Raw genomic sequence first — 11,273 nt, 5'->3', positions numbered from 1 at the left:
CGGGTCCGCCAGATTCTGCGGATCTTCATCCGGCAGGCGACGCAGGGTCATCTGCGGATTCACTTCATGCTTGGGTTACATGAGTCAAATAGAAAAAAGATACTTGATTTAACAGAGATTTATTTTATAAATGAGAGGGTGCAGAATTACGTAGCAATACATGCTGCAATACATGGTTAGGGAAAAGCCTTCTTGGCATCGTACAAAAAACAAACCGAATTTTTTCTAACACAGCCAAGTAAAGCCTCCTTCACTTAATTAGTTAAATTATAAAGGAATATTCAATGAAAATTTTTCTTGCTCATGCAAAAGAAGATGAAACGATAACTGAAGAAATCTATGAAAGGCTAAAAAGTGGAGGATATTCCCCTTGGATGGATGTAAAAGATATACCCGCTGGCGTAAACTGGGATTATGAAATCCAAAAAAACTTCGCTAATTCAAACTTGATAATCCTTATCCTTAGCAAAGTGAGCACTCAGAAAAATGGTTATATTCGCCGCGAAATAAATGACGCCATTGATAAACTAAAGTATTACAAACCAGATGATGTGTTCGTGATACCATTACTTATTGATGATTGCGAAGTACCCGCCTACATATCAAGCAAGCTCCAATTCATTGATTTTAAGAGAAATGATGGTTGGGACATTTTATCTAGATCTTTAAGATTAGCAGCATCGCAACAAAAACTTGAAATATCTCAAGGTATCACTTATGGGCCATTTAACTTTAGCAGCGAGGTTTTCAAGGAAGAATATAACAAGATCCCAGGGCATGAAATTGAAATAGCATATCCAAGAATTGAAAGCCATACATTACCGAAATCAGCAAAACTCATTAGTGATTACTTTTCAGGAAAAGCGGCTTTACATATTTTTTCTGAACGCACATCATTATGGCCAGGAACACCATATTGGGATGAAGAATATAAACACACTTACACTAGTTCCTATAATGAAAGTTATAACATCTCATACTGTAACGAAAATGTCATGAGCATCCTTCATTCCGTACATTGGTATGGTGCGGGAGCAGCACACCCTAACAGTCATTTTGAAACTAGTAATTTCGTAATAACCAAGGATGACTACGCATACAAATTTAGTTTATGGGATGTATTTACCGAAGGGAAAGAGCAAGAAGCGATTAATAAGATAAAACAAAAAATAATCTCTGAATCAGCTCGTGAATTTTGGGAGAAAACTGGTGAAAAACCAAGTGAGGACGACATTAGTACGTTTGCAACGGGTATCATGGATAGTAACTTAGACTCGTTCACAATAAATAGTGATGGATTTAGATTCCATTTTGCACCTTACGAAATTCATGCATATGCTTTTGGTTCTTGGGAATTCTTTATCTCATTCTTTGAAGTAATAGACTTCCTTAAAGAGGATGGAATTTACTCTCTAATAAGGAGTTAACATTTCAATAAGCCTGAAATTTAATCAGGCTTATATACATTTCCTTATGATTAAATTATTGCTGTTCTTAAGCAAAGATGCAGCCAGAAGTAATTCCCCCTCAAGCTTGCTTGCACACATAAAGAACTGACACAAAACTCTGCTGTAAAGTTGTCTAGCCACACAGCAAAAAACATATGAAACTTTGTTATTCGCAAACTGCTTGCTCTATATTCCACCATCAAGGCGCATAAAGCAATTGCAATGGCGCAGAAGTAGGCCATAACTATGAAGTGAAGCTAGCGGCGCGTTATTGGCCGCTTCTGAATAGTGCCTGATTCAACTCAGGGATAAGATTTTTTCTGGTGATAGACCGCGACGGATGGCAACAAAACCAGAGAAAGGAAACGACAGAGGCCAAAAAGCCTGTTTTTAGCACCTGTCGTTTCCTTTCTTTTTAGGGGGTGTTTTTAATAAAAACATTAAGTTACGGCGAAGAAGAACGGAAACGCCTTAAACAGGAAAATTTTCACAAATAGCAAAAAACTGCGCGCCTGACGCCCCGTAACGTTCTGGATCACCGGAAAGGACCCGCCAGCCAGAGCGGGCCCTAATTTCATCAACCAATCAGCTTATAGCGACCATCCCGTGCATTGCGGCGTACACGCTCAATCTTGAGGCATAGCGCCGCATCTGGCTTTTTTGGGACAGGTACGCGGCAATATTCAGAAGCGCGAGGAATATTATTTATCCAGTCGATCACTTCACTTAAATACCAGGCCTTACGCCCTTCCGTAACCTGCACACGCTCCGGGAACTCTCCACTAGCCTCAAGGTTTAGCAGTGTACGACGACTCAGGGTTGTAATTTCCATCACCTGATTCATATCAACAAGGCGCTCGCTTAAACACATTTTGTCAGCGATAGCTTTTAATTCCTCTACAGCTGGATTCGGGTACATCATTTCGGCAATTGGCTTAAGGTCATTGTAATCATTCTGCATTGTATCCCCCTTTACACACGAGCCAGCGGCTGAACAGAAATACCTGAGCCAACAAACGCTGCAACCTTTACTGACAGTTCTTTAACAGACTCAGGCCAGTTCAGAGCATCAACATTTAAGACACCTGTCTTATAGACCTGAGCCTGTGTTTTTTTCGCGGTGTCGATTTGTACAGCGGAAACATAAACCGCTTTACCTACGCTCGAACCATCCCATACCACCAGTGCACCTGTTGCATCTTCCTGCATCAGTGGCGTAAATGCAGGAATTACCCCTTTATTAGCTGAAAATATCCCCAGCGTAGTCACCAGTGCTTCAGTGCCAGCCATGAGTTCAGTGTAATGAGTAGCCATTGCTCCCCCTTAGCCAATGCGAACGGTAACAAAACGATTGATGCGGGCCGGTATTGGCTGTGGTGCTGAATGTGTCTGCACATATTCAATAGCCGGATCACCAGGCACAATATAGTTTTTCGGTGCAAGTTCGGCTTTAGTCAGCCCCATTCGGATTAGCTCCGGATCCTGAATACCGCCATAGGCGACAATCCCCTGAAGAGCCGTATTGCCAAGCACCATCAAATCAGGATCAAGGAAATGTTTTTCTGTTCCGTCCTCGTCGGTATAACGCCCGCTGTAAACAACAATCGCAACATCGCCCATATACCCTTTAAAACTCACCGAATCACCAAGGTCTTTAAGGGCCGTTTCCAGTTCGGAATTAGAACCACGACGGGTATCCAAAGCCTCTTTTATCGCTCTGAATGAACGGTATTTCTTCCATACATTACCACCCATAATGATGATATTAGTGACGCCCTCACTAAATTCTGCGTAGCTCTCAATATCATCATTTGGATCAAAAGTTTCTTTATCCTTACCTGACCACTCAGTACCGCCAGACTGAGTGATGATATTTTGTGGTTTTATATTCCAGTCCAGCTCATAACGTTCAATACCATCGCCCTCAATGATATTTTTCCCCGTTGTGATTGCCTGAACAGCAAGCCATTCAATACGTGCACGAATAGCTTTAGCCTGATTTACAATCGCCTGTTTAACTTTAATATTACGCGCCCCAAAAGCATTGTATTGCTCAGGTGACACACCAGCAGGGCGCACAGCTAACTTATTTGGATCAATGCTGCTTTTCGGCTTCATATAGCCTGGACGAATTGTTTTTGATTCGTACCCTTCGTCACGTGAAACTTTACTACCCACCATAGGAGAACAAAACGCTGCAATTGGGATATTTGGATCGTCGATTGTATCAAGAATAATATCGCGCGATTCAAACATTACCGAGCGAGTAAAAAACAAACTGGTAAACAACGCATTTAGTTGTTTTTGTACATCTACAGCATTAACTACCTGTACAAGCTGAGTAGGCGAATATAAATCAACCATACGCATCCTCTTTGCATTCATTAAAAATAATTGTGGATATATGCTATCACCGATATTTGTCATGCGAACACATGCAACCGAGTGCAATGTTGTATAAAGTTTTGGGGTGACAACTTCAGTGCGGACAATTAGTGTTAATATCTTCACTCCCTTTGGTCGGGATTTATGTAGCATGCCGGAAAATTTATTTTTTCCGGCTTTTTTTATTGGCAATATTTAAAACGGGATATCATCTCCCCATTGCTCATTATCTCCCTCTGGTGGCTGGCTTCCTTGCTGATCTGCCTGTTGTTTTGCTCTGTTCAGTGCGTCAGTAGCCTGCCCCTGTTGGCCTTTTTTGCCGCCCGGTCGCACCGATCGCGCACTGATTACGCTGTCTGCGATAACCTGCCAGCCCTGCCGCGTTTCGCCGTTCTGTCCAGTCCACTGGCTCATCTGCATGTTACCCGCCACGCTCAGGAGTTCGCCTTTGTGATGCTTTGCCAGCGCGTCGGCTTGTCTGCCAAACGCCAGGACAGATAACCACAACGTCGCCAGACCGTCATCCGACTGACTGCAGGGCAGTGATACCGCCATACGCGCCAGCGTCATGGGGGTGCCCTTGCTGGTCTGTTTTGTCTGCGGGTCGTCCACCAACCGCCCGTAAACTGATATTTGCGCCGTCATGCTGCCTGCTCTCCGGACTTAATATTGATTGTTGTCACTTCCTCCGCTTCAGCAATCTCCCGTTCGGTCAGCGTGGCAAAGTTTGCAGCCGCCGTTGTCATGAATGCGCTTATCAGTTCGGGATGTGCTTTCGCGTATCCTTCCCCGGCGTTACGGTCTATTGCCTTAATCGCCACCCTTAGCCAGTGTTCAGCCATATCAAGGGCGCGGTAATGTGGCTTTATATGTTTGTTCAGTTTTCCTGATGTGTGCATTTTTATTTTTACCCCCTCGTTTAAAAAGTTTTTTGTGCACCACCACCTTGTCTACCTTGTCTACCTGATTAGTTATCAGGCCAGTAATGGCGCGGGTTTCAGGGAGGTAGACAGCCCCAAATAGCTGTCTACCTCATCTCTACCCGTCTCCTTACCTGTCTACAAAAATGGGTAGATAAGGTAGATAACAGGTAGACAGTGAAAAATAGTTATCTACCTGCATTAATACATTGAAATAAAAGTATTTTCTTTCAGTCAGGTAGACAAGGTAGATAACCATTGCCATTTTTTATAAAAACGCATCGCAATCATCAGTAGTCGTTGCGTTGGTCTGCGTGACTCCCTTAACTTTTCGCGTAATATATTCATATCCGTAAACTTTCGCCGCTGACCTCATAGCCTTTCCGAACTCATTCACGCTCAAACATTTCCCCTTTCCTGTGTATGCCATGAAGGCCATATAGACACGGTAAAGGCTGTTTCTGGTCGTGTACTTCACGGTGTCACCACCACCGCCCATCATTAGCCCACGAGCTTCCTCCAGAAACTCCAGCGCCGCGCAAAGCTCAACAACCGGATCCGTTTGCTGCTTTATTGCCAGAGCTTCATCACCGTCACGCTGTTCCAGTAATAAAGCCCGTGCCTTTTCAGGGTCAGCAAAATTAGCCAGCAAGCGGCGGATAATTACGGGGATTTCTGCCGCTATCTTTTCCGGTAATTCCTTGTCTTTTTCGTCCTCCCTTACAATGTTGTCGAACCGGAAAATCACCCGACGGCGTGACACACCTCCGGCCCGTTCGGTAAAGATCATCGGGTCGTTATTGGTTGCCAGTACCACCGCCCTTATTATCGTCGTGAATCGCTTCTCATATTTCGGGTTAATTTCAACGGGATCGCCTCCCGTGATTTTCTTGATGCCCGTGCCTTCCCCCGTATATTTCGGCTGATCGGCAAGGACGATAAGACGACTCCCGACAACCTGCGCGCGCCCTCCTGCATCATCGAGTGATGTCATCTCCGCGCTTACGGTGTTCTGTTTGCCAGCAAGCAGGGTGGCAATATGGGTAAATGTACTCTTACCGCTTCCCCCGTCTCCGGTGGCCTCAATGAACATCTGCCAGTCGTAGCGGTTCGCCATAATCATGTATAACGCGGCACATATACGCATCATCTTGCGCGGGTCTTTTCTTGCAGCATGTTCAAGCCATTTATGGAAATTTGGCGCATTATCGCGGATGTTTTCCCCTGCTACTGGTGGCGTGTACTCAATGCCATTGTGCGTGGTGCTCCAGTGCTCCGGCGAGTGCGGAGAAAATTCCCCCGTTTTCAGGTTAAGCACACCATTAGTGAACGGTAGCAAATCACCGGACGGCTCCCCCATGGGGTCGGCAATAACTTTTAACGCTTCCACGGCGTTATTGATTACACGTTTGCTGAACGTGGCCCTGTGCTCTGAATAGATCGCCACCATTTCGCGGCTCAGCTCCATTGTGCTGACCGGACACCATACCCCGCCGCGCCATACGTGGACGATTTCACTTTCTGCATGAACACACACACCATCAAAGCGATCGGCAAGTAGTTGTGCACGTTCACTGTCTGCCATCTGTGAAAGTTGCGCCTTTTGCTTCGTCGGAAGATTAAGCACCAGACTTTCCCCACGCTCGCATTCCTCTTTGAGTCGCGGCAACTGCTCGGATAAATCCACTGGGCTGGTGTCAGTAATCCCCGCGTATTCGTGTACGGTCTTCACTCCAGCCACAGCCAGTAACGTAACAATCTGCGTCATGCTGTGCTCTGTGATATGTCCTGCGCGGTAAACACGCACACACTGACGATCTTCATCAATGATCCGGTAATCGGTGATATTTTTCAGTTGCTCATCAGCCAGCACGACAGGCGGCACATCGTCGGCGGCAATATGTTTACCCGCCCATTCCCGCCACTCTTTCGCATGGCTCCACGCATCACTACCTGCAAAGATGATTACCTCTGTCAGTCTGTCGCGTGGCTGTTTTTTTAAGTTCGGTGCCAGTTTCATTTTTTGCCCCTGAATGCGTTAATCATGCTTTTCATTTTCTGGATGTTTCCCCGCGCTTTTTCCCTGCTGATGGGCTTACTGCGGGGTGCGGCATATACCAGGGAAAAATCACGCCGGAACTGATAAACAGGCATCACGCAGTCATAGCTATACCCCTCACGGCGGTAAGTGATGCGCCGTTCTGCCACGCCTTTAATCGTTACCGTGCCGCCGTATTTATCGCGGTAAATATCGCCGTTCATAAATTCAGGCCGAGCGGGGCCGCTGGCAATAAAGCCAGAATTTTTCATTTCCATATTATTTATTCCTCGACTTAACTCGACTTATTTGATAGCAGGGCACTATTTATTGCGTCATTGAGTTTTTCTGCTGATTCATCAATAAGTGACAACAGGCCATAAGCAATATTTGCATCTTCATTGTCATTTATGCAATCAAGCCACATATTTAATATTGCTTTTGCTGAATTATTTAAAGTTAATGAACTTTCTGCACATGCTAACAATTTAAAAAAGACTTCCCGTTCTGTATTCATTTAATCCCCCACCAGCTTACTTTCTTCCTCAATCAGGAAACTAGCGACACTTCCCGAAAGGCGCGCCAGTAGGCTCGCCAGCGCGGATATATCAGCATCTGTAATTTTGTTCGGGTATACCTCAAGAAGGCGGCAAATAATTTCTGTCTGGTGCGCACGTTCAGCGGCTTCGTGTAATGTGATTTCCTGCATTAAGGCACCTCTTTTAATTCATACACTGCTGAAATAATGACTTGTGATAAGCCATATTCTGATGATTCGCTTCTCACCGCAGCAATAGCCGTCTGAACATTAACAGCCTTCACGTTCTGAGTGATACCAATTGTGTGGCCCAGTGGGTTAACAGCTCGGGCAAATACACGGAAGGTTTTAAGCACGGCACACCTCCTGACGAATACGGGCGGCGAATACCATCACGCAGCCAGTTGGGGATTGCTGGCGGGCTTCCTGTTCGCTGATGGCCTCGATGGTAATCATGCGCGGTTGTGCCGTACTCAAGGCGATAAAACGCCAGATGTATTTATTCAGGTTGTGCGGGTCCCGCCCTTGCGGGTGTGTGGTATGATTTCTCATAGCTACCTCGATACTGTTGCTATCGTTGGTGGTTAGAAGCCCGTTGGTGTTCCCAGCACCTTCGGGCTTTGCTTTTTTAAGTGCCCCCGTGTTAAGGTGGTCACCTAACAATGAAAAGGCTAATTCAATAGGTGGTCACTTGTCAACGATCAAACGCGATAAAAGTCCTAAGGGTGATGGGCAATCTCCACAATTCAGAATGCGAATTTCTCCAGAGTTAAAAGAGCAATTCGACAAAGAAGCGCAGAGCGACGGCATAAGCCTAGCCAACTGGCTTAAAGAATTAGGGCGCAAAGAGCTGCTACGGCGCGGTATTGAACCAAAAGGATAAGAATAATTGAAGTCAAGGAGCTAACACATGAAATACGAATTCTTCGCAACAAGTAGCAGTAGTTTGGATGTATACATAGTCACTGTATCAAACGATTCTGGCTCGCTAATCATGACTTGTAATTGTCCAGCAGGAAGTAAAGGTATTCTATGTAGACACCGTAAAGCTTTAATTACCGGAAAAATCCGTGGTATATTCACTCCCCCAAGAAGGAATAATCCTGAAAAATTACAAGAAGCTATAAATTTAATAGCCACATATGGCATAGATAAAACATTAAAGTTGTACACTGATGAGTTAGAACGAGCAGAACAGACTTGGATAAGTGTTCGCGATAATTTGAGAGCAATGATAAACGCTCTTGTTGAACCACCTAAATATTGAACTGTTCACATTGCCTATCAGGCGATAACCTCGTATTCTGATTAAGGCTAACTATATACTCACATTGGCGACCAATTCTGGTCGCCTTTATCCACCATTTTTATAATATCACAGATTAAAAGTGTTAATCCTTACCCCCTGAATGGAATTGATGAGGATTTAATTTCCACAGAACTAAATCCTCTTGAATCCAAGAACATTTTTATACCAGCCTCAATGAAATCATAATCGTTTGTCGGGCCAATTGTAATGCTTTTAATTGGTAATTTTCTATTATCTTTATTATCAATGATGATATAAGGGATGATCCCATTATTATTTATTCTGAAGTGCACATCTGGCATTTGCATCCACGGAGTAAATACCAATCTAAATTCATTCTCTTCGATAAAACTAGGATGTTTAAAAAATGGGATGTATTTAGATATAAATTGATACGTAGAGACCATTGTTACAAAATGATCATTCATTTCTTTAATATTAATACCATTACAAGAAAAAAACTCTCCCAACTCCTTACTCATCTTAGTAATATCGTTATTATTTGAATATATAACATCATGTGCAACACAATTTAAATAAATATTTTGAGAAAAGCTCACAAGTTCATCCGCATCAAACTCAATGCAAACACCCTGTTTATTTCCGTAACCTCTCCACTGACTTAACTTATCGTTTTCCTTACAAAAAGAGATGCTATAAACATGTTTATCAATCCCTTTTTCTTTTTGTAACCTCCCTTTCTCATACATGTCAAGAGACTTGAGCAAAATAGTTTTCTTATCTTTTGGAATGATATTGTCATCAACTATTTTAATTGTATTTCGAAAGCATTCACATCCATGGTTAGACTCCTCTTTATCATTTAAGAAATATATGTTTGTAGCCCATAAAGAATTAGAGTCTAATATACCTTTCAAACCAAAAAGATCTGTATAATGAAATATAGCCACAATGCCCACCTAATAGTTAAGTTGTTTCCCACTCACCTCGAATCCATGCCTGCACTTCTGAAAGACGATATGCAACAGCAGTGGAACCAATCTTGATCCGCTTAGGAAATTTTCCTTCCTTCTCCAGCTTCCAGCGTGTGCTGTTCGCAAGAGTAGTTAGCTCCCGACATTCTTTCTCACGGATCATTCGGTCAATGTTAGGAATGTACTCCAGACCCTTTTTATCAACAATTGCCATTTTTTTCATGCTAACCAGCCTTTTGTTTGAGGATTGTCACTTTTGAATCAGCAGCTGCGATGCTATTGAGATATGTAGTCCAGAGTTCCAGAGCATCCAGTTTTTTAGCCATAAACTTACTCCGGTTGTAAACACCTGCCACGCCAGGTAGCGCATGGCCTAACAGTTGTTCTACTACATAAAATTCAACACCGAGATCACTTAGATGAGTAGATAGCGTTCTTCTAAGGTCGTGTAGTGACCATTGTTTTTCATGGCCCAAACGTTTACCGATTTTCCCCCCAATCTTGCTTACGCTTTCTCTAATTCGCAGACTTCCCAGCACATAACCAGTATGTTTTGTCTCTTCGTGAACATCCGTTACCCACTGTCGTAGAATTTCAGGTACTGGTCTGACGATTTCAACACCAGTTTTTGAGTGATCTTTTGGCACAGTCCAAACCCAACTTTCGAGATCCCATTCGCTCCATTCTGATAATCGGGCTTCACTCATTCGACATCCAAATACTGTACAAAGCACAAACATTTTTCGCGTGTATTCAGACATTAGTTTTAAATCAGGCTCGACAAAAATTGCCTTCCAGAGCTGGCCGAGTTCGGCTTCATCCAGAACCCGATCCCGCTTACCTGCAATCTGCCCCACATCACTCATGCGCAAATCCTTTAAAGCATCACACGTCGCGTACTGGCGTACCCGACAAAAACGAAGAGCTAATTTAGTGTCAGAAAAAACATACGCCGCCATAACTGGTGCATTACGTTTAATTCGGTCAAAACAGTCCAGCCATTCATATAGGTGAGTGTCATTTACGGGCAAATGACCGATATAGGGAAAGATATGCTTTCGAAATCTGCCAAGCGTTACAGCATGAGTTTTACGACGCACCTTACAGTAATTTTCATACCAGTAATTTAGTGCATCCTCCACTGTGACCGGCTTTAAGCGTTCTTCAGCCTGAATCTTAATCTGGATACGCGGATCACGTTTGTCAGCCAACCAACCACGGCACTCGTCGCGCTTTTCCCTTGCCTGTTTGAGTGACATATCAGGATATTTACCCAACGTTAGCCAGACCGGAGCAGCCCGGCCACCTGCTAACCTGTAGAAGAAAACAAAGCTCACAGCCCCTTTAGTACTCACACGAATAGAAAGCCCCTTTCCATCAGCAATGGTGATCTGCTTTTCTCTGGGTTTCCCCAGATATCCTTTAAGCGCTTTGTCGCTCAGTTTGTTCTCGCCAGCCATTTTTAGCCCCAAAAAGCAATACAAGCTGCAATACAGAGATGATTGCAACACACAGATAACGAGGAAAATTCAGTGAAAGCGCCAGATAAACTTATTCTTTATTATCAAAAGATTAAGTGTAAAAACCAGCAACTACACGAAAGCCTCAGAAAGCCATGCTAAGTGCTTGGGTTTGACATATCCCGGCGTAAATTCAGAGGTGGAGCCGCCACGGGAACGGATAACCTCACCGGAAACAAT

The 11,273-nt window shown here is 43.9% G+C and carries 16 protein-coding genes and 3 pseudogenes; 2 read left to right on the top strand and 17 right to left on the bottom strand.

Features of this window, described 5'->3' with window-relative positions; all coding sequences use genetic code 11:
* Nucleotides 1-75, bottom strand: a pseudogene (locus tag FQZ95_RS26355) (hypothetical protein); the annotation flags it as partial.
* 209 nt (nucleotides 76-284) lie between these two features.
* On the opposite strand from FQZ95_RS26355, the gene FQZ95_RS08730 reads away from it, so the two are divergent.
* On the top strand, nucleotides 285-1,427 hold the full coding sequence (locus FQZ95_RS08730) for a TIR domain-containing protein (protein WP_000688840.1): 1,143 nt from the start codon (nucleotides 285-287) through the stop codon (nucleotides 1,425-1,427).
* A 598-nt stretch (nucleotides 1,428-2,025) separates the two neighbouring features.
* Here the strand turns inward: FQZ95_RS08730 and FQZ95_RS08725 are convergent.
* The 12 genes and pseudogenes from FQZ95_RS08725 to FQZ95_RS26100 all read right to left on the bottom strand — a co-directional run.
* A complete protein-coding gene (locus FQZ95_RS08725) occupies nucleotides 2,026-2,409 on the bottom strand; it encodes a helix-turn-helix transcriptional regulator (RefSeq protein WP_001178671.1) in 384 nt (127 codons plus the stop codon).
* Nucleotides 2,410-2,420: 11 nt separating this feature from the next.
* Entirely contained in the window at nucleotides 2,421-2,762 is a 342-nt protein-coding gene (locus FQZ95_RS08720; protein ID WP_000190773.1) for a head decoration protein, read from the bottom strand.
* 9 nt (nucleotides 2,763-2,771) lie between these two features.
* On the bottom strand, nucleotides 2,772-3,812 hold the full coding sequence (locus tag FQZ95_RS08715; protein ID WP_001710063.1) for a major capsid protein: 1,041 nt from the start codon (nucleotides 3,810-3,812) through the stop codon (nucleotides 2,772-2,774).
* Nucleotides 3,813-4,028: 216 nt separating this feature from the next.
* Nucleotides 4,029-4,478 (bottom strand): single-stranded DNA-binding protein, encoded by a 450-nt coding sequence (locus tag FQZ95_RS08710; protein ID WP_001710062.1) that lies wholly within the window; start codon nucleotides 4,476-4,478, stop codon nucleotides 4,029-4,031.
* A complete protein-coding gene (locus tag FQZ95_RS08705; protein WP_001356810.1) occupies nucleotides 4,475-4,732 on the bottom strand; it encodes a hypothetical protein in 258 nt (85 codons plus the stop codon). Before FQZ95_RS08705 ends, FQZ95_RS08710 begins: the two co-directional genes overlap by 4 nt.
* A gap of 289 nt (nucleotides 4,733-5,021) precedes the next feature.
* Nucleotides 5,022-6,773, bottom strand: coding sequence for a DNA primase family protein (locus FQZ95_RS08700; RefSeq protein WP_001710058.1), 1,752 nt, complete (start codon nucleotides 6,771-6,773; stop codon nucleotides 5,022-5,024).
* Nucleotides 6,770-7,069 carry a DUF4222 domain-containing protein gene (locus FQZ95_RS08695; protein WP_000425298.1) on the bottom strand — a complete coding sequence of 100 codons (300 nt, stop codon included), beginning with the start codon at nucleotides 7,067-7,069 and terminating at the stop codon, nucleotides 6,770-6,772. Before FQZ95_RS08695 ends, FQZ95_RS08700 begins: the two co-directional genes overlap by 4 nt.
* A gap of 17 nt (nucleotides 7,070-7,086) precedes the next feature.
* A complete protein-coding gene (locus FQZ95_RS08690; RefSeq protein WP_001091146.1) occupies nucleotides 7,087-7,308 on the bottom strand; it encodes a hypothetical protein in 222 nt (73 codons plus the stop codon).
* Nucleotides 7,309-7,500, bottom strand: a complete 192-nt coding sequence (locus FQZ95_RS08685) for a hypothetical protein (protein WP_001156310.1) — start codon at nucleotides 7,498-7,500, stop codon at nucleotides 7,309-7,311.
* Nucleotides 7,500-7,685 (bottom strand): hypothetical protein, encoded by a 186-nt coding sequence (locus FQZ95_RS08680; protein ID WP_160530097.1) that lies wholly within the window; start codon nucleotides 7,683-7,685, stop codon nucleotides 7,500-7,502. The genes FQZ95_RS08685 and FQZ95_RS08680 overlap by 1 nt, the downstream gene beginning before the upstream one ends.
* Nucleotides 7,678-7,881 carry a host cell division inhibitor Icd-like protein gene (locus FQZ95_RS08675; protein WP_016247985.1) on the bottom strand — a complete coding sequence of 68 codons (204 nt, stop codon included), beginning with the start codon at nucleotides 7,879-7,881 and terminating at the stop codon, nucleotides 7,678-7,680. Before FQZ95_RS08675 ends, FQZ95_RS08680 begins: the two co-directional genes overlap by 8 nt.
* Nucleotides 7,882-7,944: 63 nt before the next feature.
* A pseudogene (locus FQZ95_RS26100) lies at nucleotides 7,945-8,211 on the bottom strand (hypothetical protein); the annotation flags it as partial.
* 28 nt (nucleotides 8,212-8,239) lie between these two features.
* Here FQZ95_RS26100 and FQZ95_RS08665 point away from each other — a divergent pair.
* On the top strand, nucleotides 8,240-8,596 hold the full coding sequence (locus FQZ95_RS08665) for an SWIM zinc finger family protein (RefSeq protein ID WP_000872983.1): 357 nt from the start codon (nucleotides 8,240-8,242) through the stop codon (nucleotides 8,594-8,596).
* Nucleotides 8,597-8,727: 131 nt separating this feature from the next.
* On the opposite strand, the gene FQZ95_RS08660 is transcribed toward FQZ95_RS08665, so the two are convergent.
* From FQZ95_RS08660 to FQZ95_RS26350, 4 genes and pseudogenes are all read right to left on the bottom strand, one after another.
* A complete protein-coding gene (locus FQZ95_RS08660) occupies nucleotides 8,728-9,549 on the bottom strand; it encodes a DUF2971 domain-containing protein (protein WP_016247984.1) in 822 nt (273 codons plus the stop codon).
* A gap of 16 nt (nucleotides 9,550-9,565) precedes the next feature.
* Entirely contained in the window at nucleotides 9,566-9,796 is a 231-nt protein-coding gene (locus FQZ95_RS08655; RefSeq protein ID WP_000737990.1) for a helix-turn-helix transcriptional regulator, read from the bottom strand.
* 1 nt (nucleotide 9,797) lies between these two features.
* A complete protein-coding gene (locus FQZ95_RS08650; protein ID WP_000896722.1) occupies nucleotides 9,798-11,033 on the bottom strand; it encodes a tyrosine-type recombinase/integrase in 1,236 nt (411 codons plus the stop codon).
* A gap of 162 nt (nucleotides 11,034-11,195) precedes the next feature.
* Nucleotides 11,196-11,273, bottom strand: a pseudogene (locus FQZ95_RS26350) (hypothetical protein); the annotation flags it as partial.

This window comes from Escherichia sp. HH41S, assembly GCF_009820115.1.
GTDB lineage: Bacteria > Pseudomonadota > Gammaproteobacteria > Enterobacterales > Enterobacteriaceae > Escherichia > Escherichia coli_F.
The sequence above is the reverse complement of the archived record's forward strand: the minus strand, read 5'-3'. Positions and strand labels throughout refer to the sequence as shown.

Bases quoted from the DNA above. Each gene is read 5' to 3' on its own strand.
- FQZ95_RS08650 (WP_000896722.1), bottom strand. From the start codon at position 11,033: ATGGCTGGCGAGAACAAACTGAGCGACAAAGCGCTTAAAGGATATCTG.
- FQZ95_RS08710 (WP_001710062.1), bottom strand. From the start codon at position 4,478: ATGACGGCGCAAATATCAGTTTACGGGCGGTTGGTGGACGACCCGCAG.
- FQZ95_RS08675 (WP_016247985.1), bottom strand. From the start codon at position 7,881: ATGAGAAATCATACCACACACCCGCAAGGGCGGGACCCGCACAACCTG.
- FQZ95_RS08695 (WP_000425298.1), bottom strand. From the start codon at position 7,069: ATGGAAATGAAAAATTCTGGCTTTATTGCCAGCGGCCCCGCTCGGCCT.
- FQZ95_RS08700 (WP_001710058.1), bottom strand. From the start codon at position 6,773: ATGAAACTGGCACCGAACTTAAAAAAACAGCCACGCGACAGACTGACA.
- FQZ95_RS08715 (WP_001710063.1), bottom strand. From the start codon at position 3,812: ATGGTTGATTTATATTCGCCTACTCAGCTTGTACAGGTAGTTAATGCT.
- FQZ95_RS08730 (WP_000688840.1), top strand. From the start codon at position 285: ATGAAAATTTTTCTTGCTCATGCAAAAGAAGATGAAACGATAACTGAA.
- FQZ95_RS08690 (WP_001091146.1), bottom strand. From the start codon at position 7,308: ATGAATACAGAACGGGAAGTCTTTTTTAAATTGTTAGCATGTGCAGAA.
- FQZ95_RS08720 (WP_000190773.1), bottom strand. From the start codon at position 2,762: ATGGCTACTCATTACACTGAACTCATGGCTGGCACTGAAGCACTGGTG.
- FQZ95_RS08655 (WP_000737990.1), bottom strand. From the start codon at position 9,796: ATGAAAAAAATGGCAATTGTTGATAAAAAGGGTCTGGAGTACATTCCT.
- FQZ95_RS08665 (WP_000872983.1), top strand. From the start codon at position 8,240: ATGAAATACGAATTCTTCGCAACAAGTAGCAGTAGTTTGGATGTATAC.
- FQZ95_RS08725 (WP_001178671.1), bottom strand. From the start codon at position 2,409: ATGCAGAATGATTACAATGACCTTAAGCCAATTGCCGAAATGATGTAC.
- FQZ95_RS08685 (WP_001156310.1), bottom strand. From the start codon at position 7,500: ATGCAGGAAATCACATTACACGAAGCCGCTGAACGTGCGCACCAGACA.
- FQZ95_RS08705 (WP_001356810.1), bottom strand. From the start codon at position 4,732: ATGCACACATCAGGAAAACTGAACAAACATATAAAGCCACATTACCGC.